Raw genomic sequence first — 23,157 nt, 5'->3', positions numbered from 1 at the left:
AAGCATGATCATCGGCATGGGCTCGGACCTCTGTAACATCGAGCGGATCCGGAACTCGATCGATCGTTTCGGCGACCGCTTCATTGATCGCGTGTTCACCGAAGTCGAGAAGGCCAAGGCCGCACGCCGCCCCCTCACCATAGCTGGCACGCTGGCCAAGCGCTTCGCCGCCAAGGAAGCGTTTTCCAAGGCCGTCGGGACCGGATTCAAGGCCGGTGTGTTCATGAAGGACATCGGAGTCGTCAACGCGAAGTCGGGAGCGCCGACGCTTGCCTTGACAGGGGGGGCTGCAGCTCGCCTTGCCGCGATAACCCCCGATGGTTACGAGGCGATTGTTCACCTGACCTTGACCGACGACCACCCGTGGGCTCAGGCCTTCGTTGTCATCGAGGCCCGCCCCCTGGCAGAAAAGTCCGCAGTTTGACCGCCGAAACCCCAGCCCAGCCGCAGCAAGAGCTTTCACCTCCCCCGCCACCGCCCGGTGGCGTGGATTGGTGGGCAGAGATCCGCGGTCTTTTCCTGATGCTGCTGGCGGTCGTGACGTTTCACAGCCTGATTGCCAAGCCCTTCTACATTCCCTCGATCTCGATGATGCCGAACCTCCTGGTGGGCGACCGGTTGATCGTTGCCAAATACCCCTACGGCTGGTCCTGGGTTTCGGCATCCTTCCACATCCTGCCTCGCGGGTCGGAGCGCTTGCTGCCCAAGACCCCGGAATATGGCGACATCGTGATTGCCGTGCCGCCGGACAGGGATGAGGACTACATCAAGCGGGTCGTCGCTCTTCCCGGGGACCGGATCGCGGTCATCCACGGACAGATCATCCTGAACGGAAAACTCGTCCCGCAACAAGCCGAGCCGCCAGTGCAGATCTCTGCCGACCCCCAGCTTTCGTGCGACGGTGCCCCCTGTTACGACATGTTCGAGCGATACCGGACCCGTCTGGATGATGGCCAAGAAGTCTTCGAGCTGCCGGCCTTCAGGGAGACACTCCCCAACGGGGCCAGCTATTTGATCATCGACCACATGGACCAGGTGCTGGATAACTACCAGGAAACGCTGGTTCCGCCGGGACATGTCTTCCTGATGGGGGACAACCGCGACCATTCGGCCGATAGTCGGGCTTTGATCGAGGAACGTGGCCTTGGTGGACCGGTGCCACTGGCCAACGTCGGCGGCCGGGCCGAGTTCGTCACTTTTTCGCTCGATGGCAGCGAAAGCTGGAACCCGTGGACCTGGTGGACCGCCTTGCGCAAAGATCGCGCCTGGACCAGACTGCGCCCGGAAATCCGCCAGCAATCCTTGGTGACGGACGGTCCAGACAAGCGGTGAAGCAAATGGATGAATGCGAGCCCACCGCTACGGCCGGTCCGACCGATATAACTGACAATCTGGTGCGCAGAGAGGCAAAGAAGGCCGCAGTCTGGTTGGGAATCGCCGGGTTGTTCGCGCTGGCGGTGCTGCTGGCGCAGCCAATCATGGTCATCATCGGCGGCATTGTCTTTGCGGCCATGATCGACGGAGGCCAACGGCTCATCGCGAGGGTCCTGCCGCAGATTCCCCGCAGCTTGAGGATCGTCATCGTCCTGGTTGGCACGCTGGCATTCCTGGTGTGGGTGGTGATCTTTGCTGGCGGGCAGATCGCAGCGCAGGCAGCCGAACTGCCCCAGGTCATCCAGACGCAGCTCACCAGGTTGAGCGCCTGGGCGGAAGGGCACGGCGTGAACGTGCAGAATCTGGATCTCCAGAACATCGCGGGTCAGGTTCTAGGCAGCGTCGGACAGGTCACGCGGGCGCTTGGAGGCGTACTGAACGGATTCACCACCGCCTTTCTGATCCTCATTCTGTCGATCTACTTCGTTCTCGAGCCGGACCTCTACCGCCGGGGCGTTGCCTGGATGCTGCCGGAAGACAGCCGCGAGCATTGGGAAACGACCGCTCTGCGCATGGGCAAATCACTGCGCATGCTGCTGTTCGGCCGCCTCCTCGGAATGACAGTGGAAGGCGTGGCCACCTGGGCCCTGCTCGCGTGGTGGGGTGTGCCGATGGCTGCATTGCTTGGTCTGCTGACCGGGCTGCTAGCATTTCTGCCCAACATCGGCGCGCCAATTTCCGGAGCCCTGATGATCATGGTCGGCTTTTCCGGCGGCACCGAAATGGGACTATTCTGCATCGCGGTCTACATCGTGGTGCAGACGGTGGACGGGAATGTGATCGTGCCAATGGTTGCAAGGAGGACAGTCGATCTTGCACCCGCGCTCGTGCTTGGCGCACAGTTGATGTTCGGGCTGCTGTTCGGAATTCTCGGCCTTATGCTGGCGGATCCAATCGTCGCCATGATGAAGATCATGCTCGAACGCCAGGCTGAACGCAACTCTGCAAACCGGGTCGATAGCTGAATCTGGCCCCTCGAGATTTGAGACGAAGAATGGTCCGCAAGTTCCTGTATCTCATGGCTCTCCTCATCGTGATGGTGATTGCTGCGGTCTTCGCGCTGAGCATCTGGCAGAACGAGCTGACCCGCTTCGCATTTGTTCCGCGCGTATCGTACGGCAGGCTCGAGCCTCTTCCGGCCGATGCCTATTCCGGAAACAAGATGTGGTTCGCGCGGCCGGGGATGCAGAACGACCCGGCGCAGTGGGTCCCGACAGGCGTGGACAATAGCGGAGCAAAGGGGCCTGCTGCGGTTTTCTTCATTCACCCTACGAGCTATCTTGCTCGCGAGAACTGGAATGGACCCCTGGACGACGCTGACAGCAATCGGCGCGCAACCTTTTTCGTGCAAGGCATGGCATCGGCCTTCAACCAGCAGTCACAAGTCTGGGCTCCACGCTACCGTCAGGCCGCTTTCGGCGCTTTTCTCACCGACAAGGCCGAAGGGGAGATGGCGCTTGAATCTGCGTACGCCGATGTGCGCCAGGCTTTCGATGCGTTCCTGGCGAACGTGCCCGCCGACAAGCCGATCGTGCTGGCGGGTCACAGCCAGGGCGCCCTTCACCTCATGCACCTGCTCAAGGATCGGGTTGCGGGCACACCGCTCGCGTCGCGGATAGTCGCGGCCTATCCGATCGGCTGGCCGATATCGGTTGAGCATGATCTGCCACAGATGGAACTTCCGGCCTGCGCTTCGGCCGAGGCGGCAGGATGCGTGATGACCTGGGCCAGTTTTGCCGAGCCTGCCGATCCCGAGCTGGTACTGGAAGCCTACCGCACGCGGCCTGCCCTGGATGGCAAGCAGAAGGACGCGCGCCCCGTACTATGCACGAACCCGCTGACCGGTAGCGTGGGCGGTTCGGCCCCAGCTGCCGCCAATCTGGGCACATTGAAGCCGAGCGAGCATCTCGACTCGGGAGAGTTGATTGCGAAGGCCGTGCCTGCACGATGCGACGCCAAGACCGGCTTGTTGCTAATCGGAGACGCGCCCGATCTCGGGCCCTTCGTCCTTCCGGGCAACAATTATCATGTCTACGACATACCGCTGTTCTGGGCGAACCTGCGCGCCGATGTAGCTCGGCGGGCGGCGGCATGGGAAAAGCTGCACGGGCGTGCGGCCAAGTGATCACCCAGTCGGCCCTTTCCATGCGCGACGAGTTGCCCGAAGGCGGGGTGCTGATGGGGCTGGATACTGGCACCAAGACCATCGGCATTGCCCTGTGCGACCGAGACTGGCGCTTCGCCACGGCAGGCAAGACACTTCAGCGCGGCAAATTCACCGCCGACAAGGCAAAGCTGCAGGCGCTGATCGAGGAACGCGGTGTCGTAGGGCTCGTGATTGGTCTGCCGCTCAATATGGACGGATCGGAAAGCCCGAGGTCGCAGGGCGCCAGGGCTATCGCTCGCAACCTCGAGGATCTTGGGCTGCCGATCCTCCTTTGGGACGAGCGGTGGACTACGCAGGCCGCCGAACGGGCGATGATCGAGCAGGACTTCAGCCGGGCCAAGCGGGCAGAACGCATCGATTCACACGCCGCTGCCCTGATCCTGCAAGGCGCCATCGACGCAATGGCCGGAAGCGCATTTTAATCGCCCGCTTAATACGCTTGTAATCGCACCATAGCTGCGGCAGGGAAACAGTCATGGATACAACGCCCGAACCCGCCGGAGGAAGGCCCGCGATTCCGCCGGGCATGGATTTCAATCCGAAGCAGTTCGGCAAATTCATGATGCGCCACGGGCATACCGGCTTCATAGGCATGCAGTATCGCACTCATGGCGATAACTGGGTCGAGCTTGGCCTGCCTTGGCGCGAGGACTTGGTCGGCGATCGCGAGACGGGCGTACTCGCTTCCGGCCCGATAATCAGTTTGCTGGACAATGCCACGTCGATGTCCGTCTGGGCACTGCGCGGCGGCTTTCGCCCGCAAGTGACGTTGGACCTGCGTGTCGACTATGTTCGCGCCGCAACGCCAGGCAAAACGATTATTGCCTGGGCAGAGTGCTACCAGTTGAAGAAGTCGATGGCGTTCGTCCGGGGCATTGCCCACGACGGCGACATCACTGATCCCGTAGCGCACGCCGCCGGCATCTTCATTCAGGTCCAAGCAGACGGTTGGGCGCGTTCACCAGGAGAAGCGAAGTGAGCGAAGCTGGCGTTCTCTTATCGGAAAAGTTGCCGCCCTATGCGCGATCAATGGGCATGCGAATCGCTGGCATGCTGGACGACGCCCCGCTTCTGGCAATGGATTTTTCCGATCGAGCCATGGGTCGGCCTGGATTCCTTCACGGCGGCGCTATCGCAGGCATGATGGAAATCGCCGCGATCATGGCCCTTCACGCCCATCTCGGCGAGGAGGACGCGAGGATGCGAATCAAGCCAGTGAACATCTCCGTCGAATACCTGCGAGGCGGCGTGACGGTGGAAACCTTCGCGCGCGGCGAGGTAATCCGCGCAGGAAGGCGCATTGCCAACGTGCGCGCAGAAGCTTGGCAGTCTGATCGCGACAAACCGCTGGCAAGCTGCTGGATGAATTTCCTGATCAAGCCGAAGAGCTAATCCTCCACGACCTTCATCAAACGGCGCTCGAGCGGCGACAGAACACCCGCCAAGTCATGGCCGCGCTTCAGGACTTGCCCGGCTTCTCCGAACAGTGCCCACATGCCCTGCTTGCTGCGCAGCGAGGGCCGTTTTTCAATCCTTGCCGTGGGGCGTTCAGCGGTTCGCTTGAACGCTGCGAAGACAGCGGCATCCTTGCCAAAGTCCATTGCATAATCGCGCCACAAGCCGGCTGCGACCATGCGACCGTAGAGATCGAGGATCTTCAGCAGCTCTGGCCGTTCGAAGCCGACCTGCTGGATCGCACGCGCGTTCGGGAATGGGACGACGGTGCCGGACGTCCCGGCATCAGGGCCGGTCACGCTCAGCTGCGGTTCCTTCTGCCGACCGTGGTCGGAGTCGGCGCAGGCGAGGTATCGTCGCCACCCGTCTGAGCAGCGACGAGTGCCGCAACCTGTGCCTTCAGCGCTGCGACTTCGGCCTCAAGCTCATCAACCCGCGAGCCGCCGTTCGGCTCGCACGGCTCCTTGCACGGAGTGCCGTAGGGAATGAATTCCTTAAGCCACGTTTCTGCAGGCACCAGCGTGGAGCGAGCTTTCAGCCCGACCATCGTAGCGCCTTCAGGCACATCGTCGGTCACAACGGCATTTGCCCCTACTCGAGCGCGAGGACCAACAGTGATCGGCCCCAGGATCTGGGCACCCGAGCCGATGATCGCATTGTCGCTCAACGTCGGGTGACGCTTTCCGGGGATACCATTTGCAGGGTTCGTCCCGCCTAGCGTGACGCACTGGTAGATGGTGACATTGTCGCCAATCTCGGCCGTCTCGCCAATGACGGTGAAACCGTGGTCGATAAACAGGTGTTTGCCGATCCTGGCGCCCGGATGGATGTCGATCGCAGTCAAAAAACGGGAAAAATGGTTCACCAGACGAGCCAGGAAGAACAGCTTGGCCTCGAACAGCCAATGCGCGACTCGGTGGAAGCCGACGGCCCAAAGGCCCGGGTAGAGCAGGATCTCCCAACGAGAACGGGGCGCGGGATCGCGCGAGCGGATCGAGTCCAGATAGGCGATCAGGCCGTTGAACATGCCCTGATTCTCTCTCTTTCAGGCGCTTAAAGCAAGCGCGGCTGGAATTCCCCTGTCCGCTCGGCAAGCGCGTCGCGGACCAGTGATATGGTGACGGGTGATTTACGCTCAAGAGACAGACGGTCAAGAGTTTCAATCAGCAACTCGATTTCTGCGTGCGTGCGTTCCACTCTGGGCAGGAGGTAGGCGATTGCCTGTTCGCCCAGAACAAGCCCTCGCCGCGCGGAATGTTCCACGATCAAGCCCGCCATGAGCTCGTCGTCTGGTGCGCCGATCTCGATCAGCAGGGCCGAACCCAGGCGCGAGGCGAGATCGGGCAGAGTGATCGTCCAGTCACCCGGAGCGCGATCGCTTATCAGCAAAAGGGGACGTCCCGAAGCTTGTGCGCGGTTCCATTTATGGAAAATCTCGTCCTCAGGCAGCGAATCGGCGCTGTCCAACACCTCCCCTGCCCCACTCTCCGCAAACCAGCGCGCCAGCAGGCTTTTGCCCGAGCGTGGTGGGCCGACGAGAATTGCGGTGCGGAAGGGCCAGGTGGCAGCCGACTGCAGCGCTTCGATCACAGGCACCAGGCAGGGCCCCATGACCACGGTTTCGGCACCGCGCGCTGTCACGAGCGGAAGGGCGATCTGCGAAGACATCTGCCGAATATACGCTCGAATCGCGGTTCGGGTTACTTGCGAATCGAAAGCGCGCCCGCGCCGACCGTCACACGCCAGCCCTGCGCCCGCAATGCTGCGGCCAACGTATCTATTTCGCCCGCGTAGGTGACGCGCATGACCGACGTGCCGCCAATCGCGATCGAACTCGAGACCGCGCTCTTCACCCCGGGGATGCCACGCACTGCGGCGATGCCGGCGTCGACCGCCGGGCCGTCCGCAGTGGCGAACTGGATGGTTATGGTTGCTCCGCCCGCAGCCACCGTCGGCGTGGCAGCGGCGCTTGGCGTGGCTTCGGGAGCGGTCGCCGAGGCAGGCGTGGCGACCGGCCCTGCGCTTGCCAGCGTCTGCTCGATCAGCTTCGGATCGATTTCGGCCACCATGTTGAGCGTCGGATCGGGCTTTAGGACCCCTGCAACGAGAGCCTGGGTGTAGATGCCGTCCAGCCGGCCGATCGCATCTTCCAGCATCCTGGGCAGATCAGCTTCGCTCTTGGCGGTCAGGGTGAAGCTGCCGAGGAAGCGATTGTCCGGACCGTAGCGCGCGGTGAACGTGCCGGTCACAGGGCCCCCGGGGAATTGCCGGTCCAGGCGCGCGATTGGCATGATCACGTCGGACGCTCCGAATTCGTCCAGGATCAGCCGCCACCAGTTGCGACTGCGCCTATCAAGCTGCCCCGCCGTCAACAGGAGCGAATCGGAGCCTGCGCCAGCTGGTCGCACGTAGTCGATCGCGCTGCTGCCTGTGCGATACTCCGCCCACGCCTTTTGCCATGGAGTGCGGGTTTCGTAAACCGTCGCCACGCCGCCCTGGTAGAGGACCGGCACGACCAGCAGCGGCGCCGAGCGGGCCTTCGCGCCGGTCATGCCGAGTCGTTCACCGGTGCGGGCGCGGTCGAAGATCACGCCGAGACGCGCGATGTAACGGCGCGGACCGATCTGTTCGTGCTCGACAACCACAGCCGAAACCATCGATTCGATCGTCGAATCATCGAGCCCTGGAGCGGCCCCGCCACTACCGTTGCTTTCCCAGAGCTTGGTCCACGCCTTGCGCTGCGCTTCGCGCCAGCCCTTGTTGCGTGCGTCCTCGGCATTGTCGCCGCCGACGTTCACCTCGATCCCACGCACTTCGTAGTCGCCATTGCTGGCGATCGGCGGGATGCCGCGATCACCCTCGATCTGCGCGACAAGAGCAGCCCCGCCCAGTCCCGCGACGAGGGCAATGCCCAGCATCAGCGCCTTGCGGTTCTTCGCTTTTTCGATTGGCAGATGCAGGGCGACCAAGGGAACTCCGAAACCAGTCATGGCCGAAGGTCCGGCCGGTAAAGCACACGGAATTCGAATTCCGCAACTGGATGCCCGCTTTTGCCGAAACGAAAGTGGAAATCCAAGCAGGAAAGCGCTAGGCGCGCGCACCATGAGCGACAAGCAGGAAAAGCCCGAGAGCTATAGCTACGCCAAGGCTGGCGTGAACATCGCCGCTGGCAATGCGCTGGTGAAGGCCATTGGCCCATTGGCGAAGTCAACCGCCCGGCCCGGCGCGGATGCGGAGCTCGGCGGCTTCGGCGGCTTCTTTGACCTCAAGGCGGCGGGCTACAAGGACCCGCTTCTTGTCGCTGGCAACGATGGCGTTGGCACCAAGGTCAAGCTGGCGATCGATCACGACCGGCATGACACGATCGGCATCGATCTTGTCGCTATGTGTGTGAACGACCTGATTGTGCAGGGGGCCGAACCGCTCTTCTTCCTCGATTATTTCGCCACTGGCCGTCTGGACAATGGCGTGGCCGAGCGCGTGGTCGCCGGAATTGCGGAGGGCTGCAAGCAGGCCGGATGCGCCCTGATCGGTGGCGAAACCGCGGAAATGCCCGGCATGTATGCCGACGGAGACTACGATCTCGCTGGCTTCTGCGTTGGCGCCGTTGAGCGCGGCGAGCAGTTGACCGGGGACCGCGTGGCCGAAGGCAACGTGCTGCTCGGGCTCGCCTCGTCTGGCGTTCACTCAAACGGTTACTCGCTGGTGCGTCGTCTCGCGGCGGACAAGGGCTGGAAGATTGACCGCCCTGCCCTGTTCGACAACGAACGCCTGCTGATCGATTACCTCATCGAGCCGACCCGCATCTACGTGAAGAGCCTGCTGCCCTTCATCCGCTCGGGCCGGATCAATGCGCTGGCCCACATCACCGGCGGTGGCCTGCTCGAGAACGTGCCCCGCGTCTTGCCGCAAGGCCTTCATGCGCGCATCGATGCCGACAGCTGGGAGCAGAGCCGCTTGATGGCGTTCCTGCAGGCGCAGGGAAATATCGAACCCGAGGAAATGGCCCGCACCTTCAACTGCGGCATCGGCATGATCCTGGCGGTGGAAGCGGCCGAGGCCGAATCGCTTGCCGCCGACCTCGCCGCGGCTGGTGAAACGGTCTATCGCGTCGGGACGATCGTCGCGGGCGAAAAGGGCTGCACCGTCACCGGCAGCGCCGAGACTTGGTCCGCCCGCGAGGCATGGGAAGCCACCCACATTGGCTGACCGCGTCCCCGTCGCCGTCTTCATTTCGGGCAGCGGCACCAACATGGCCGCGCTGCTCTATGCAAGCCGTGCGGCGGACTGTCCTTATGAGATCGTACTCGTTCTCTCGAACAACCCGGATGCTTCGGGTCTGAAACTCGCCGAGGCTGAGGGGGTGGCGACGTTCTGCCTACCGCACAAGGGCATTCCCCGGCCAGAGCACGACGCGATGATGGAGGCCGAGGTGGTCCGGGCCGGGGCGCGCTATATCGCCCTTGCCGGCTACATGCGCATTCTGAGCCCCGAATTTGTCGGACGCTGGGAAGGTCGGATGCTCAACATCCACCCTTCGCTGCTGCCCAAGTACAAGGGCCTGCACACCCACGATCGCGCGATCGAGGCTGGGGACAGCCACGGTGGGTGCACAGTGCATCTCGTGACCGCAGAACTCGACGATGGCCCGATCCTCGGCCAGACGCCGGTAGCAATCATTCCGGGCGATACCGGCGACAGTCTTGCCGCTCGTGTCCTGTTCGCCGAGCACCAGCTCTATTCGCGAACCCTCGCCAGCTATGTTGCTCGCGAGTACAGCGCTGGATGGTTGCTCGAGAAGGTGCGCGGCCTCGCTGCTGCCCTTCCTGATGTCGAAGAGCGTGAAAGCCACGGTGCCCCCGGCTGGCGCGTGGGCGGCAAGTACTTCGCCTATTTCAACGATCAGCACCATGGCGCCCCGCACATAGCACTGCTGGTGAAGACGAGCGGTCAGGACGAACTGGCAGCCCTGATCGAGCAGGACGAGGACACCTGGTTCCGGCCAGCCTACTATGGCGCAAGCGGCTGGGCAGGGCTGATTCTCAACCGTCCCGATGTCGACTGGGAGCACGCAGCCGACTGGCTCCGCCGCAGCTGGGCCGCCGTGGCGCCCAAGCGGCTTGCCGCAATGCTGGAGTTCTAAAGAGCGCCATGCAGCTCACGGCCATCCGCCGCATTTACGCACACACAGGCCTGCAATCGTTTGTTGAGGCGAGCGGCGGGCTTTTCGTGGTCGGTTTTCTGGTCAAGCAGGGGCTGAGCCCGGCACTTGCGCTGGCCAGTTTCGCTCTAGTGCTGCTTTCGCGCTTCGCCCTGCGAGCGGCGGTACTGCCCATTGCCCATGCGCACGGACTGCGCACCGTGCTGTTGCTGGGCTGCGGAGTGCGCGCAGCTTCGTTCCTTATGCTGCCGTTCGTCGAGGGCATGGGACTGCTGCTGGTGGCGTATATCCTGGTCTCCGGGCTTGGCAGCGTGCTCTATTGGACCGGCTATCACGCTTACGTCTCCGCTGCAGGCGACAACGCTGCGTTGGGGCGACAGGTGTCGATCCAGCAGGCGACCACCGCCGCAGCGGGAATCGTTGCCCCAGTTGCGGGGGGCTTTCTGCTTTCGGGCGCCGGGCCAGTCATCGGCTTTGCCGTGATTGCGGCGATGCAGCTGCTCGCGGGCCTGCCGTTGACGGGCGCGCCCAATCCGGCGGTCCCGCGCGAAAGCCGTGCAGACCCTGCGATCGTCAGCGCGGGGCGTAGAATCTATTTTGCCGAAGGGCTCCAGTCGGGCTGCTCGGTCGTGGTCTGGAACCTCGCGCTGTTCGTCACCCTGGGGCAGAGCTTCGAGAGCTTTGGCGGCGCGCTTGCGCTTGCCGGGTTGGGCGCAGCGGCAGGCAGCCTGATCATCGGCCGGCTGATCGACGGCGGGCGCGGGACGTATTCTCTAGCGCTGGCTTATGGTCTTGGCGCTGCGGTTCTGGTGCTCAAGGCCCTTGCGTGGGCCTCACCCCTGCCCGCGCTGATCGCAACTGCGCTCGGTGCGCTGGCCGCGCCCATGCTGGCAACTGCCATGCTTTCGCCGCTTTATGCCATGGCCCAGCGCTCGCAATGCACGCTGCGCTTCAACATGGCCACCGAGGGCGGGTGGGACCTCGGTTGCTCTTCTGCCGCACTGGTTGCCGCAGCACTGCTTGCCACGGATTTCGGCTACACTATGCCGATCCTGCTTGGCCTGCTCGCCATAGCCGGGATCGGGTGGGGCCTCACGCAATGGTATCGCGGCGAACGCGCCCTCACTGCCTAGATCTCGCTGGCCTGCACATTGGGACGGTTCTCGCGCGTCCCACGATAGCGAACGGACCTGTCGCTGGGATCGCCTGCAATCACCACATGATCTTCGTGCACTTCCAGCAGTTCGCCGGCGAAAGGCATGTCCTCGAACATCGGACTGCCGACGATACGATAGCTACAGTGTCACCGACCTTGAACGTCGAAGCATCGAAGTTGAACTCGAACGGACAGTCGCCAGCACCCATGCCCTGCATTTCAGGTCTCCTCTTGTGAATGACCTAAACAGAAAGGCCGCCGGGGTGAACCGGCGGCCTCTTGTCATTTGATCTGGGCGATGGCTCAGAATTCGTAGCCAAGCGTCACGCCGTAGGTCCGCGGCGGCATCAGCGTGCCACCGATGGTGCGGCTGGTGGCAACCGCGTAGCTGCCCGCCCAGACCAGTTCGTTGGTCAGGTTGCGCACCCAGAGATTTACCGAAGTCCGGTCGTCCGAATGGCGGTACTTCACGTTCGCATCAACCAGCACATAGCCGTCAGCGGCCATGCGATCGTCGTTGAACTCGGTGTGGTACTGCTTTGAACGGTAGGACACGTTCGTGCCGAACAACACGCTGGCCCCGCTCGAAAGGTCGGCCGTGTAGGTCGGGTTGAAGTTCAGCGTCCACTTCGGGCTCATGCGGGTAGCGTTCCCGGACAGGTCCTCGTCAGGCAGCGAAGCGCCGCCAGGGCCGAACAGCGCCGCGTTCAGCGGGTTCTTCGAGAAGAACTTGGTGAACTTGGAGTTCAGGTAGGCTGCCGAAGCGTCGATGGCGAGGCCATCGATCGGGCGCCAGCGCAGCTCGAACTCCGCACCATAGGCCCGCGACTCCGCTGCGTTTTCCAGAGCGCTGGCAAAGAACGGCGGGTTGGGGATCGGGAAGGTCCGCTGGAACTGGCCGTTCTTGAGCTTCTGGTAGAACACGGCAAGGTTCGTCTGCAGCGAGCCGGCGCTGTACTTGATGCCGCCTTCGAAGGCCTCGACCTTCTCGGGGTTCACGAACGGCGTGACCGCAGTGGCCGAACGGCGCGAACCGATTTCGGCGGTGCCGGACTTGAACCCGCGCGACCAGTTGAAATACGCCATCACATCGTCATTCGGACGGAACTCGACGCCGAGCGAGGGCGAGAAGTCGTCCCAGGTCTTCGATGTGTCCCACTGCAAGGGATCAAGCACGAAGCCGGTCGCGGCGGTGCCGATGCCGCTGTTGTTCTTGATCTTGCGCTTTTCCCACGAATAGCGGCCACCGGCCTTGATCGAGAACTGCTCGGTCAGGTCGTAGGTCACGTTGCCAAACACGGCCCAGGTCTCGACATCAAGCTTGCCGTCGAACTGGACGCGATAGGGGTCGGTGTTGGTCAGCACGTCAAAGCCGATGTGGTTTTCGACGCGGATGTGGTCCTTCAGGTAGAAGCCGGCGAAAACGGCATGCAGTTTGTCTGTATCGACGTTGAGCTGCAGTTCCTGGCTGAACTGGTTCTCGAATACCGGCTGCCAGTGGTTGGCGCTGGTACGCACGGCGTTGGTCTGCGCCAGCGGATAACCGGCGTAGGACGACATGTCGAAGTCATGGAAGAAGATCGCGCGGAAGTTGCGGTAGCTTGTCAGAGACTTGAGCGCGACCGTATCGGACGCCGCATAGTCCATGATGCCGGTGAAGGCATACTGCTTGCGATCGTTGATCGGGTCATAGTTGGTGTTGAGATTGCGCACGTTCTTGGCGAACGATGCTGCGCTGCCGTCGGCGTTGGTGCGCTGGCCCAAGGCAGTCAGGCTCGGAACCGTCGTGCCGGGGAACGAAACTTCGCGGAACTTCACAGCGAGCGAACGATCGTTCTCGGTGTGAAGTTCACCCGTCAGCAGGATGGACAGCTTGTCGGTCGGCAGGAACTGCAGATGACCGCGCACCGACCACTGGTTGGCGTTGTCGATCTCGTTGCCCGTGAATTCGTTGATGCCAAAGCCATCGCGCTTGATGCGCTGGACCGCGAGGCGAGCCCGTACGCCTTCGGTGATCGGACCGCCGATCGCGGCATCGGTCTGCACCAGGAACGCATCGCCACCGAGGGTCTGGCGAACGTAGCCATCGAGCTTGTCGGTGGGTTTGGCGGTGATCAAGTTGACTGCGCCGCCGGTGGCATTGCGACCGTAGAGCGTGCCCTGAGGCCCGCGCAACACTTCAACGCGCTCGAGATCGAACATCGAGCCAAGCTGGGCCTGCGCGAGGCTGACGACGACACCATCGACATGGAGCGCGACCGATGGGTCAACGCCCGGGAGCGAGCTCGACAAGCCGATGCCGCGGATGAACAGCTTTGCGAAGTTGAAGTCGTTGCCGAAGCTGATCGATGGAACCAGCGCCTGCAGGCCTTCAAGATTGACAGTGTTGTTGGCGGCAAGCTGCTCGGTGCCGACAGCAGCAACCGAAAGCGAGACGTCTGACAGCGACTGCGCACGCTTCTGCGCGGTCACGATAATTTCGCCGCCGTCCTCTGAGGACGCTGCGTCCTGAGCGGCGTCCTGCGCCAGAACAGGCTGCGAAAGAGCGAAAGCTGCAGCGGCAAACAGACTGGTGCGCGCCAGCAGGCGCGCGGAAGCGCGGGTTGTGAACATCAGGTATCCTCCCTGAAGAGGCTGGAAGGCCTCAGCGTTCTCGTGTTGGAACGACCGGCTACCTACGCCTTGTATGCTCCGCTTACAATTATGGTTATGTGGGATAACATGTGATTTGCAACGAAGCGTTGCATCTGCGCAACATTGACCGAAGGTCCGTCTCGCGCCCACGAAAAAGGCCGGAGCATCTCTGCCCCGGCCCTTCAATCAGCGGCGGCTTTCGCCGATCAGCCGACGATTTCTTCGGGCTTGAAGAAGTAGGCGATTTCGATCGCCGCGTTCTCGTCCGAGTCCGAGCCGTGGACCGTGTTGGCTTCGATCGATTCAGCCAATTCCTTGCGGATCGTGCCGGGCTCGGCGTTGGCAGGGTTGGTCGCACCCATGATGTCGCGGTTGCGCTGCATGGCGTTCTCGCCTTCGAGAACCTGCACGACGACCGGACCCGAGATCATGAACTCGACGAGGTCGTTGAAGAAGGGGCGTTCCTTGTGAACGGCGTAGAAGCCTTCTGCCTGCTCGCGCGTCATGTGGATGCGCTTCGAAGCGACGACGCGAAGGCCTGCTTCTTCCAGCATCTTGGTGACCGCGCCGGTCAGGTTGCGACGCGTGGCGTCGGGCTTGATGATCGAGAAAGTGCGGGTAACCGCCATGGGAGCGTTCCTTGCGATAGGGGGAATCTGATTGCGCGCGCCCCTAGCGATGTTTGTGCTGCGGTGCAAGGATGGTGCTCAGGGCCCTTCCTTCCACTTGCCGCCCTCTTGCCGCCAATAGCGGCGCTCGACGCCTTCGCGGCTGCCGAGCATGCGCCAGCAGCCCCGTGCATCGTCAATCCGCGCGGGCGGGAACAGCAGGAACACCCGTTCAAACTCACCCTCGCGCCAGATACCGTCGGCGAGCGCCATGTACCTTGCGCCATTGGCGGGCTCTGGCGCATCGGACAGCAGGACCGGCTGGCGCTCGTCCTGATCGGTCCCGGCACGGCCGTTGGCGAGAAATGTCTCGGGCAAGCGTGTCCAAAGTGCCTCACTGACACTGCGAAGCTGCGCCTCGTCTTCCGACACGACCAACAGCCGTTCTCCTGCGCCAAGCGTATTGCGCGCAATCAGCGGCAGGACCTGTTCGGCCGGATCACTGGTAAGCTGGTAGAAATCGACGCGCATCAGCCTGCAACCTTGCCCTTGCCGCTACGGCAGCGGTCAGAACAGAACTTCACGTTATCCCAATCCCGCTCCCACTTCTTGCGCCAAGTGAACGGCAGCCCGCAAGCGGCGCAAATCTTGGTAGGAAGGTCAGATTTGCGCCGCATCCTGGGCATGGGAAAGCCTCAAGCCTCCAGCACGTCGCGGACGTAGCGGTCGAGTACGCGCACACCGAAGCCGGTGGCGCCCTTGTCCCAGGTCTGGCCGGGCTTGTCAGCCCAGACCATGCCGGCAATGTCGAGGTGCGCCCAAGCCACGCCCTTGTCGATGTAGCGCTGGAGGAATTGCGCTGCGGTGATCGATCCGCCGTAACGCGGGCCAACATTCTTCATGTCGGCGATCGGACTCTCGATCAGCTTGTCGTATGAAGGGCCGAGCGGGAAGCGCCACAGCTTGTCGCCCGAAGCCTTGCCGGCTGCATCGAGCTTGGCGGCAAGGTCATCGTCATTGGCAAACATGCCGCCGTATTCATGGCCGAGCGAAATGATCATGGCGCCTGTCAGGGTAGCGAGATCGACGATCGTCTTGGGGGAATACTCCTTCTGCACCCAGGTCAGCGCATCACAAAGCACGAGGCGGCCCTCGGCATCGGTGTTGATCACCTCGACCGTCTGGCCGGACATCGAGGTCACCACGTCACCAGGGCGCTGAGCGTTACCGTCGGGCATGTTTTCGACAAGGCCGCACACGCCGATGACGTCTGCCTTGGCCTTGCGCTTGGCCAGCGCGAGCATTGTCCCGGCAACAGCGCCAGCGCCGCCCATGTCCCACTTCATGTCTTCCATGCCGGCGGCAGGCTTGATCGAGATGCCGCCGGTATCGAAGGTGACACCCTTGCCGACAAAGGCGGTCGGGCCAGAAGAACTTGAGGCTCCCGCCTCTGCCCCCTTCCAGCGCATGGCGAGCAGCTTCGGCTCGCGAACCGAACCCTGGGCCACGCCAAGCAGTGCGCCCATGCCCAGCTCGGTCATCTCCTTGAGGCCCAGCACGAGGATCTCGACGCCGGTGCCCTCGAGCCGCGCCTTGGCGCGCTCGACGAAGCTTTCGGGGTAAATGATGTTGGCGGGTTCAGCGACGAGTTCACGCGTGAACTCGATGCCTTCGGCAAGCGCCGATTCTATTTCCCAAGCTGCCGCAGCGCCTTCCGGGGCATTGACCGCCACGATTTCAGTCAGCGACGGCTTCTGCTCATCGCTCAGCTTGGTGCGATAGACATCATGGCGCCAGCCGCGCAGCCGTGCACCGAACAGAACGGACGCTGCCTCGGCACCGGACAGGCCCGAGCCGCTGAAGTCGATCGCCAAAGAAGTCTCGCCCGATGTCAGGTACTTTGCGGTCAGTGCCGCGCCGGCCTTCTCAAGACTGGCGCTGCGCTCGGTGGCGTCTGCCTTGCCCAAACCGGCCAACGCGAGCCGCTTCACGCCTGCATCGTGCGCAACGAAAGCTTCGAATACCTGGCCCACCTTTCCGGCAAACCGGGCGGCCGCAGCACCTTCGCGCACCACTGCGTCAAGATCGGACGGCAGCGCATCCTGCGCCACGAGACGGGCGACCAGACGGGGAAGCGGGGCATCGCTGGTGCGGAAAACGACCTTCATGGGGAACTCCTGAACGGAATGGACGTCACACTTCGACGCAAGCTGGGCGGGAAGCGGAAATTGTGGAATTGCAGTTAGGGTGCACTGGTGCGATAGGCAAGCGCATGCAACCCGCCCGGCGGCCGCAGCCGCAAGCCCTTGATCGTCGCTTGCGCCTTGCGCGTATTGCCGCTGCCTCTGCCGCGGCATTGTTCCCGCTCGCCGCATCGCAGGCCCTTGCGCAGGAAGCGCCGATGGCCTCGCCCGCCGGCGACGAATCGAGCGTTGACGATCAGGTCCGCTTTGAAGCCGACAAGGTCCGCTACGACAGCAACGCCGAAAAGGTCTTTGCCGAGGGCAATGTCGTGCTGCGCCACGATGTTCAGACAGTGCGTGCAGACAATGTCACCTGGGACCGCAACACAGGGCAGATCCTCGCGACAGGCAACATCCGATTCGTGGATGAAGACGGCAACATCGTCTACACCGATCAGGTCGAGCTGACGGACGAATTCAAGGCTGGCGCTATCGAGGACCTGCTGGTGGTGTTGCGTACCGGGGGCCGCCTTGCCGCCGAACGGGGCACGCGCGACGAATCCGGCAACATGACGCTCGAGAACGCGGCCTATTCGGGCTGTGCAGTCGAAGATGACAAGGGCTGTCCTAAAAGGCCGAGTTGGGAAGTGACGGCAGCCCGCGTCTATTTCGACGCCAAGCAGAAGCGCGTGAAGTACAAGGGCGCCACGCTCCACATGTTCGGCGTGCCGATCCTGCCACTGCCCGGCCTGGGACACACCTCGGACTTCCGTGCCGAAACAGGCCTGTTGATTCCCGACTTCCGCCTTGGTGCAGCCAACGGCGCGGAAATCAGCGAGACCTGGTACTGGCGCATCGCCGACAACCGCGACCTTGCGTTGACCGGCACTTTCTATACCGGCTCGCTACCGATGCTGACGGCCAAGTACCGGCATCTCACCAACCTCGGTGCGTTCCAGGTTACCGGCTATGCGACGCGAAGCGCGCGCATTCCGCTTGGCAGTACCTCGACGGGCGCAGCCAACGCCAGCCAGCAATCATGGCGCGGGTATCTCGACGCCAACGGGAAGCTCCAGTTCTCGCCGCACTGGAGCCTGACCGGCAACGCACGTTTTGCCTCTGACCGCACCTTCCTGCGCCGCTACGACATCAGCCGTGACGACCGCCTGCGGTCTTCGCTGAACCTCGAGCGCATCGACGACGGCAGCTATCTCTCGATTGCCGGCTGGGTGACGCAGACGGTCCGCGTCAACGATCCACAGGGCATGGTGCCGCTCGCCCTGCCAGCGATCGACTATCGCAAGAGGATGGCGTTCGACGGTGTTCCAGGACGGTTCGAACTGGAGGCCAACAGCCTGGCCATCGTCCGCACTGCGGGGCAGGACAGCCAGCGCGCCTTCGCGCGGGCGCAATGGGATCTGCGCACGATAACTGGGATGGGTCAGGAAGTAACCCTGACCGGCCTTTTGCGCGGCGATGCCTATCACAGTTCGGACAACGACCTTACTACAACGGCCATCTATCGGGGCCTGCCCGGTTGGCAGACTCGTGGAATTGCCACCGCAGCCATCGATGTGAAGTGGCCTTTTGTGGGCGATGCGTTCGGCGGAACTCAAGTGCTGACGCCTCGCCTGCAAGTCGTCGCGACTCCGGGCGTTCGAAATTTCGAAATCCCGAACGAGGATTCGCGCTCGGTCGATTTGGAAGACACCAACCTCTTCGCGCTGAACCGCTTCCCGGGTCACGACCGTATCGAAGATGGGGTACGTTTCACATATGGCTTTGACTGGACGTTCCAGCGTCCGGGCCTGCGGGTCATGACAACCATCGGGCAGAGCTATCGTCTATCAAGCCAGGCGACCATTCTGCCCGACGGCACCGGGTTGACCAATCGCGCCTCGGACTATGTCGGTCGCACGACGGTCCGTTTCGGCGACGTCATCAAGTTCACGCACCGCTTCCGGCTCGACAAGGACAGCTTCGCGCTGCGCCGCAACGAGTTCGACGCGACGATTGGAAACCATCGCCGCTACATCGAAGCAGGCTACCTCAAGCTCAACCGCAATATTGCGACCGCGTTCGAGGATCTTCAGGACCGTGAAGAGCTGCGCATTGCCGCGCGCACGCCAATCACCAATGCGTTTTCGGTGTTTGGTTCGGCAATCGTAAACCTGACGGACCGGAATGAAGACCCGACGCGCACGTCGGATGGATTCCAGATGTTGCGGCACCGCCTAGGCGTGGCCTACACCGACGATTGCCTCGACCTGTCGTTCACTTGGCGGCGTGACTATGTGAACATCGGTGACGCGGTGCGCGGCAACTCGTTCCAGATATCCCTCTCGCTCAAGAACCTCGGGGTGAAATAGCCTCTTCTATTGCCCTTTTGCGTCTGATGCGCCACTCAGCTTGGGTTAAGCCGTACGCGGCCAGAGAGAGATCATAGCAGAAGGCCGCCTTACGAGCGCCAGTTCGACAGGACAAATTCCAAGACCATGACGTCCAAGCTGAAGATCACCCGCAAAGCGGTTTCGCGCACGCTGGGTTCCACCGCCATGGCGCTCGGCGCGCTTTCGATCGCCGCCTCGCCGGTTCTGGCGCAGGGAGCAAATGCGCCTCTCAACATTCCAGCCAATCCAACCATGTTCGGAACGAACGATCCGAACGTCCGTCGCGCGACCGCCATCATCAATGGCGAGATCGTGACGGGCACCGACGTGGAACAGCGTCTAGCCCTGATCGTGTCGGCCAACGGTGGAAAGATCAGCGCAGAAGAAACCGAACGCCTGCGCATGCAGGTGTTGCGCAATCTGATCGACGAGACGCTGCAGATCCAGGAAGCCAAGGCAGCTGACGTCCCGGCCGACGACGCTCAGGTGGAATCGACCTATGAGCGCGTGGCCACGCAGAACTTTGGCCAGTCGCCCGAGGCGATGGAAAAGTATCTCGCACGCATCGGCTCTTCAGCAGCTTCGCTCAAGCGTCAGATCCGCGGTGAAATTGCGTGGCAGAACCTGCTGCGACGCAACGTACAGCCTTTCGTCAACATCTCGGAAGGCGAAGTGCAGGAAGCCATCCAGCGACTGCAGGCCTCGAAGGGCACCGATGAATACCGCATCGGCGAAATCTTCCTCGCCGCAACCGATGAGAACAAGGCTCAGGTCTTTGCGAACGCAGAGAAAATCGTCGAGCAGCTGAAGCAGGGGGGCAGTTTCGTCGCCTATGCCCGGCAGTACTCGGAAGCGTCGACGGCTTCAGTAGGCGGTGATCTCGGCTGGATCCGTCTTGGGCAGCTACCGACTGAGCTGGCGTCAGCTGCGGGATCGATGGCTCCCGGGCAGCTTGCAGGCCCGGTAGAAATCCGTGGTGGATTCTCCATCCTGTACCTCATCGACAAGCGCCAGGTACTTACCGCCGATCCGCGTGATGCCTTGCTCAGCCTCAAGCAGATCTCCATCGAGTTTGCCAAAGGCACCACCAATGAGCAGGCGACCAAGCGCGCAGCAGAGTTTGCTGCGACCGTGAAAGCGATCAAGGGCTGTGGCGATGCCGAAGCGCAAGCCACGAAGATCGGCGCCACTGTTGTCGCCAACGATCAGATCAAGGCCCGTGATCTGCCGGCCCAGCTTCAGGACACGTTGCTGAACCTTCAGGTCGGGCAAACAACCCCTCCATTCGGCTCGATCGACGAGGGTGTTCGCGTACTGATGCTCTGCGGTCGCGATGATCCGCAGGTCGCCAGCGGCCCCAACTTTGACGAGATGATGGCGCAGATGGAGGATGATCGCGTGAACAAACGCGCCCAGACCTACCTTCGCGACTTGCGACGCGACGCTGTCATCGAATACAATTGATCATCAACCGGCGGCTCTGATCAGTTCGGCAGCCGTCGGGCCACTTTCTAGCAGCTCCAGCAGCCCTCGCTCGTGCCGCGACAACCATCGCGTGGCGCGAGGTAGCCGGAGCTGCTGCCGCCAGTGATCTTGCTCATCGAGCAAGCCAAGCACCGCAGGATGGATATAACTCTTCCGGGCGATTGCCGGCGTGTTGCCGAGGTGGTCCGAGACTTCCGCCAACAGCGTCTTGAGCGAAACCTGATCAGGGGCTTGCGCCAATGTTGCAAAACCAAGCACGCTTGCTCGCCAGGTTCTGAAGTGCTTGGCAGTGAAGTCTTCGCCCATAACCTCGCGCAGCCAGTCGTTGACGTCTGCCGAGCCCACCGGGCAGGGGCAGCCATCTTCGTCTAGGTACTGAAAGAGGTGCTGCCCCGGCAGATCCTGCATCTTTTTCACGAAGCGGACGAGTCCCCGATCAGTTACCTGCATTTCCCGATCCTTGCCCGATTTGGCCCGGAACCGCAGACGAAGCACCTGTCCCTTCACTTCGGCGTGCCGCATTCTCAGCGTCGTCGCGCCGAAACTGCTGTTGGCTCGCACATAGGCTTCGTTGCCGATGCGTATCCCGCCGGTGTCCAGTAACCGCACGACGCTGGCAATGCAGCGGTCGCGCGAGAGCTTGCTACGCTCCAGTTCATCCGACACGCGCGCTCTGACCAGTGGTAGGAGATGCCCGAATGCGGCACAGCGATCGAACTTCTCGCTTTCCCGTTCGGCTCGGAAGTCGGGATGATAACGATATTGCTTGCGTCCCTTCGCGTCGGTCCCCGTCGCCAGAATATGACCGTTAGGAGCGGGACAGTACCAAGTGTCCACATAAGCCGGAGGCAAGGCAATCGCATTCAGACGGGCAATCTCGGCACGGTCGGCGATGCGTCGGCCTTTTGCATCGAAATAGGCCCAGCCTCTGCCGCATCGCCTGCGTGTCACGCCGGGAAGGTTGTCATCGACATGCACGAGTTTTGCGGCTTTGCTCTCCATGAGTTGGCGAACGGCTGCAGAGCACTTGCAGTTCCCGTGACCAGCCGCGATATAGTATGTAACACTAACAAATTTAGAAGGAGCCCCTTGATGTCAGAAGAGTACGTTCCACCCAAGGTCTGGACTTGGGACAAGGCCAATGGCGGCGCCTTCGCCAGCGTCAACCGCCCCATCGCCGGCCCCACAAGCGAGCGCGAGCTGCCCGTCGGCAAGCATCCGTTCCAGGTCTATTCGCTGGGCACGCCTAACGGTCAGAAGGCGACGATCATGCTGGAAGAGCTGCTCCAGATGGGCTTCTCCGAAGCGGAATACGACGCTTGGCTGATCAAGATCTTCGATGGTGATCAGTTTACGACGGGCTTCGTCGACATCAACCCGAACTCCAAGATCCCTGCGATGGTCGACCGGTCCGGACCGGAACCGTTCCGGGTTTTCGAATCAGGCGCAATTCTCATGCATCTGGCTGAGAAATTTGGCGTCCTCTTGCCGACATCCGGTCAGGCGCGTGCCGAATGCTTGTCCTGGCTGTTCTGGCAGGTCGGTTCGGCACCCTTCATCGGGGGAGGCTTCGGCCATTTCTACAACTACGCGCCGATCAAGATAGAGTACGCCATCGACCGCTATGCGATGGAAACCAAACGCCTGTTCGACGTCGCCAATCGCCAGCTTGCCAAAACCCGCTATCTCGCAGGTGACGATTACACCATCGCCGACCTTGCGACTTACACCTGGTTTGGCAACATCTACCGGGGCGAGGCCTATGGCGAAGCTGCAACTTTCCTTTCGATGCACGAATATGAGCACGTCGGACGCTGGGTCGCGGAAATCGACGCGCGCCCTGGCGTACTGCGGGGCCGGCTTGTAAACTCGCAGAAAGGCCTTGCGGAACGCCACGACGCGAGCGACTTCGACGCCCTCCCCCCTGAAAAGTTGCAGAGCATCGTCAAGGGCTTCTGATGAAATCGAAATGGGTGGACGGACCTCCGCCACCCCTTTCAAGCCCTCTTGGCATATGCCCTGACCACGCTATAAGCGCGCCTCCTGATGGGGCGTCGCCAAGTGGTAAGGCACCGGTTTTTGGTACCGGCATTCGCAGGTTCGAATCCTGCCGCCCCAGCCAGCAGTGCCCAAATATTTGAAATTGGTGTGCGGCAAGCGCTGGAAACATGGGGTTTCCATGAAGTGTTGCCATTCAGGGGAGAACTTTCCCGTGCACCCTGGTCCCAGCTCTTTCCCCGCGCTGCGCCGTCCACATTTTTGACGGCAGATCCGCATTGCCGATAGCGATCCACTTCGGAAGCGCTGCATTCTTTCTGCAGCGCAGCTTTGATGGGGCTGGAGGAAGACCTGAGGTATGGCAGCAACGACAGTATTTTGGCCCTTGGGCACGTAAGCCAACGCGTTCTTCGTGATGTGGGCGCGGCACCGCTGTCAGGTTGTGCCGTGCACGCGGGCGATCGAGGCCTTGCGCCCCTCGTGGGC

At 62.2% G+C, this 23,157-nt stretch carries 23 protein-coding genes, 1 tRNA gene and 3 pseudogenes; 14 read left to right on the top strand and 13 right to left on the bottom strand.

Translation table 11 applies throughout. The annotated features are described in order from the left end of the window. The first annotated feature begins 4 nt into the window (after positions 1-4). The 7 genes from acpS to IM701_RS03200 all read left to right on the top strand — a co-directional run bounded on the left by acpS (position 5) and on the right by IM701_RS03200 (position 4,993). Entirely contained in the window at positions 5-424 is a 420-nt protein-coding gene (gene acpS, locus IM701_RS03230) for a holo-ACP synthase (RefSeq protein ID WP_039332649.1), read from the top strand. Next, entirely contained in the window at positions 421-1,332 is a 912-nt protein-coding gene (lepB, locus tag IM701_RS03225) for a signal peptidase I (RefSeq protein ID WP_370584348.1), read from the top strand. Before acpS ends, lepB begins: the two co-directional genes overlap by 4 nt. A 110-nt stretch (positions 1,333-1,442) precedes the next feature. After that, positions 1,443-2,399 carry an AI-2E family transporter gene (locus IM701_RS03220; RefSeq protein WP_370584347.1) on the top strand — a complete coding sequence of 319 codons (957 nt, stop codon included), beginning with the start codon at positions 1,443-1,445 and terminating at the stop codon, positions 2,397-2,399. A 29-nt stretch (positions 2,400-2,428) separates the two neighbouring features. After that, positions 2,429-3,559 (top strand): DUF3089 domain-containing protein, encoded by a 1,131-nt coding sequence (locus tag IM701_RS03215; protein WP_193827765.1) that lies wholly within the window; start codon positions 2,429-2,431, stop codon positions 3,557-3,559. Beyond that, a complete protein-coding gene (ruvX, locus tag IM701_RS03210; protein WP_370584346.1) occupies positions 3,556-4,023 on the top strand; it encodes a Holliday junction resolvase RuvX in 468 nt (155 codons plus the stop codon). The genes IM701_RS03215 and ruvX overlap by 4 nt, the downstream gene beginning before the upstream one ends. A 53-nt stretch (positions 4,024-4,076) precedes the next feature. Continuing rightward, positions 4,077-4,580, top strand: a complete 504-nt coding sequence (locus tag IM701_RS03205) for a PaaI family thioesterase (RefSeq protein ID WP_082013294.1) — start codon at positions 4,077-4,079, stop codon at positions 4,578-4,580. Positions 4,581-4,630: 50 nt separating this feature from the next. Continuing rightward, positions 4,631-4,993 (top strand): PaaI family thioesterase, encoded by a 363-nt coding sequence (locus tag IM701_RS03200; RefSeq protein WP_052242158.1) that lies wholly within the window; start codon positions 4,631-4,633, stop codon positions 4,991-4,993. Here IM701_RS03200 and IM701_RS03195 read toward each other — a convergent pair. From IM701_RS03195 to IM701_RS03180, 4 genes are read right to left on the bottom strand one after another with little or no spacing between them, the layout of a single operon-like run. After that, complete coding sequence (locus IM701_RS03195) at positions 4,990-5,355, bottom strand: DUF2794 domain-containing protein (protein WP_230487778.1); 366 nt, start codon at positions 5,353-5,355, stop codon at positions 4,990-4,992. The genes IM701_RS03200 and IM701_RS03195 overlap by 4 nt on opposite strands. Positions 5,356-5,357: 2 nt before the next feature. Next, positions 5,358-6,083, bottom strand: coding sequence for a serine O-acetyltransferase EpsC (epsC, locus tag IM701_RS03190; RefSeq protein ID WP_039332639.1), 726 nt, complete (start codon positions 6,081-6,083; stop codon positions 5,358-5,360). A gap of 26 nt (positions 6,084-6,109) precedes the next feature. Then, a complete protein-coding gene (locus IM701_RS03185; protein WP_193827763.1) occupies positions 6,110-6,724 on the bottom strand; it encodes a DnaA ATPase domain-containing protein in 615 nt (204 codons plus the stop codon). A gap of 32 nt (positions 6,725-6,756) precedes the next feature. Continuing rightward, complete coding sequence (locus tag IM701_RS03180; protein ID WP_230487777.1) at positions 6,757-8,046, bottom strand: heavy-metal-associated domain-containing protein; 1,290 nt, start codon at positions 8,044-8,046, stop codon at positions 6,757-6,759. 112 nt (positions 8,047-8,158) lie between these two features. Here IM701_RS03180 and purM point away from each other — a divergent pair, with 112 nt between their 5' ends. The 3 genes from purM to IM701_RS03165 are packed head-to-tail and all read left to right on the top strand — an operon-like array spanning position 8,159 to position 11,350. Beyond that, positions 8,159-9,265: a phosphoribosylformylglycinamidine cyclo-ligase gene (purM, locus tag IM701_RS03175; protein WP_193827762.1), complete on the top strand. Its 1,107-nt coding sequence runs from the start codon at positions 8,159-8,161 to the stop codon at positions 9,263-9,265. Further along, positions 9,258-10,199 (top strand): phosphoribosylglycinamide formyltransferase, encoded by a 942-nt coding sequence (gene purN, locus IM701_RS03170; protein WP_193827761.1) that lies wholly within the window; start codon positions 9,258-9,260, stop codon positions 10,197-10,199. The genes purM and purN overlap by 8 nt, the downstream gene beginning before the upstream one ends. Before the next feature lie 8 nt (positions 10,200-10,207). Further along, a complete protein-coding gene (locus tag IM701_RS03165; protein WP_193827760.1) occupies positions 10,208-11,350 on the top strand; it encodes an MFS transporter in 1,143 nt (380 codons plus the stop codon). On the opposite strand, the gene IM701_RS22220 is transcribed toward IM701_RS03165, so the two are convergent. The 7 genes and pseudogenes from IM701_RS22220 to IM701_RS03135 all read right to left on the bottom strand — a co-directional run bounded on the left by IM701_RS22220 (position 11,347) and on the right by IM701_RS03135 (position 16,783). Next, complete coding sequence (locus IM701_RS22220; protein WP_370584345.1) at positions 11,347-11,490, bottom strand: hypothetical protein; 144 nt, start codon at positions 11,488-11,490, stop codon at positions 11,347-11,349. The two genes, IM701_RS03165 and IM701_RS22220, sit on opposite strands and share 4 nt — an antisense overlap. 186 nt (positions 11,491-11,676) lie before the next feature. Next, positions 11,677-13,068 (bottom strand): annotated as a pseudogene (locus IM701_RS22215) (TonB-dependent receptor); the annotation flags it as partial. Between the two features lie 489 nt (positions 13,069-13,557). Further along, a pseudogene (locus IM701_RS22210) lies at positions 13,558-13,986 on the bottom strand (TonB-dependent receptor plug domain-containing protein); the annotation flags it as partial. A 227-nt stretch (positions 13,987-14,213) separates the two neighbouring features. Beyond that, a complete protein-coding gene (ndk, locus tag IM701_RS03150) occupies positions 14,214-14,636 on the bottom strand; it encodes a nucleoside-diphosphate kinase (protein ID WP_039332627.1) in 423 nt (140 codons plus the stop codon). Positions 14,637-14,714: 78 nt separating this feature from the next. After that, positions 14,715-15,146 (bottom strand): DNA polymerase III subunit chi, encoded by a 432-nt coding sequence (locus IM701_RS03145; RefSeq protein WP_193827758.1) that lies wholly within the window; start codon positions 15,144-15,146, stop codon positions 14,715-14,717. Further along, positions 15,146-15,301 carry a DUF2256 domain-containing protein gene (locus IM701_RS03140; protein WP_193827757.1) on the bottom strand — a complete coding sequence of 52 codons (156 nt, stop codon included), beginning with the start codon at positions 15,299-15,301 and terminating at the stop codon, positions 15,146-15,148. Before IM701_RS03140 ends, IM701_RS03145 begins: the two co-directional genes overlap by 1 nt. A 9-nt stretch (positions 15,302-15,310) precedes the next feature. Next, on the bottom strand, positions 15,311-16,783 hold the full coding sequence (locus IM701_RS03135; RefSeq protein ID WP_193827756.1) for a leucyl aminopeptidase: 1,473 nt from the start codon (positions 16,781-16,783) through the stop codon (positions 15,311-15,313). Between the two features lie 104 nt (positions 16,784-16,887). On the opposite strand from IM701_RS03135, the gene IM701_RS03130 reads away from it, so the two are divergent. Further along, positions 16,888-19,167, top strand: coding sequence for an LPS-assembly protein LptD (locus tag IM701_RS03130; protein ID WP_193827755.1), 2,280 nt, complete (start codon positions 16,888-16,890; stop codon positions 19,165-19,167). Between the two features lie 126 nt (positions 19,168-19,293). Continuing rightward, positions 19,294-20,652, top strand: a complete 1,359-nt coding sequence (locus tag IM701_RS03125; RefSeq protein WP_039332619.1) for a peptidylprolyl isomerase — start codon at positions 19,294-19,296, stop codon at positions 20,650-20,652. Between the two features lie 3 nt (positions 20,653-20,655). Here the strand turns inward: IM701_RS03125 and IM701_RS03120 are convergent, their stop codons facing one another. Next, the gene (locus tag IM701_RS03120) at positions 20,656-21,675 is read right to left on the bottom strand and encodes a DNA topoisomerase IB (RefSeq protein ID WP_039332617.1); all 1,020 of its coding nucleotides are present in this window, start codon (positions 21,673-21,675) and stop codon (positions 20,656-20,658) included. A gap of 90 nt (positions 21,676-21,765) precedes the next feature. Here IM701_RS03120 and yghU point away from each other — a divergent pair, with 90 nt between their 5' ends. Then, the gene (gene yghU, locus IM701_RS03115; RefSeq protein WP_039332615.1) at positions 21,766-22,632 is read left to right on the top strand and encodes a glutathione-dependent disulfide-bond oxidoreductase; all 867 of its coding nucleotides are present in this window, start codon (positions 21,766-21,768) and stop codon (positions 22,630-22,632) included. An 88-nt stretch (positions 22,633-22,720) separates the two neighbouring features. After that, positions 22,721-22,795 (top strand) — tRNA-Gln (locus IM701_RS03110). Positions 22,796-22,986: 191 nt separating this feature from the next. On the opposite strand, the pseudogene IM701_RS03105 reads toward IM701_RS03110, so the two are convergent. Further along, positions 22,987-23,157 (bottom strand): annotated as a pseudogene (locus IM701_RS03105) (transposase); the annotation flags it as partial.

The organism is Novosphingobium sp. ES2-1 (genome assembly GCF_015169775.1).
Classification (GTDB): domain Bacteria; phylum Pseudomonadota; class Alphaproteobacteria; order Sphingomonadales; family Sphingomonadaceae; genus Novosphingobium; species Novosphingobium subterraneum.
The sequence above is the reverse complement of the archived record's forward strand: the minus strand, read 5'-3'. Positions and strand labels throughout refer to the sequence as shown.